Origin of the sequence: Oceanobacillus alkalisoli (assembly GCF_021556485.1) — a bacterium.
Lineage (GTDB): Bacteria > Bacillota > Bacilli > Bacillales > Amphibacillaceae > Oceanobacillus > Oceanobacillus alkalisoli.
The window spans coordinates 1-495 of sequence record NZ_JAKGBW010000050.1 but is presented as its reverse complement, the minus strand read 5'-3'; the positions used below and the strand labels follow the sequence as shown (position 1 = coordinate 495).

Genomic DNA, 495 nt, shown 5'->3' with positions numbered 1-495 from the left:
ATTTCTTGGGGATGGCTCCAGAAGCTTCCGTTATTGATTCGAGTTCCTTAACTCATTTTCGCAAGTTACGCTTGAAAGACATTAATCTACTGGATTTACTGATCGAAAAAACAACTGAAATCGCAATCGAACAAGGGTTGATTGAAATCAAAGCAGCTTTAATTGTCGATTCTACACACTCCCATTCCCGTTATCGTTCCAGATCTGCGGCTCAATATTTAAATGAACAAGCAAAAGCTGTTCGGAAAGCAACCTATGAATTTGATGAAACCATCAAAGAAAAATACCCAAAAAAGCCAGCCGAGCATGATGTGAAAGAGTCTGTAGCTTATTGCGAAAAATTGATTGAAGTGGTCGAGAACGAGGAGGGAATCCGTGAAGTTCCGGCGGTCAAAGAAAAAATGAACTACTTGAAAGAGATTGTAGAAGATTGTAAAGAAGGAACGGAAATTTCCAACGATCCCGATGCCCGAACAGGTCACAAATCAGAAGACA

Annotated in this window: 1 pseudogene; it reads left to right on the top strand. The window is 40.2% G+C overall.

The window, feature by feature from the left end:
- Positions 1-495, top strand: a pseudogene (locus LZD48_RS18450) (IS5/IS1182 family transposase); the annotation flags it as partial.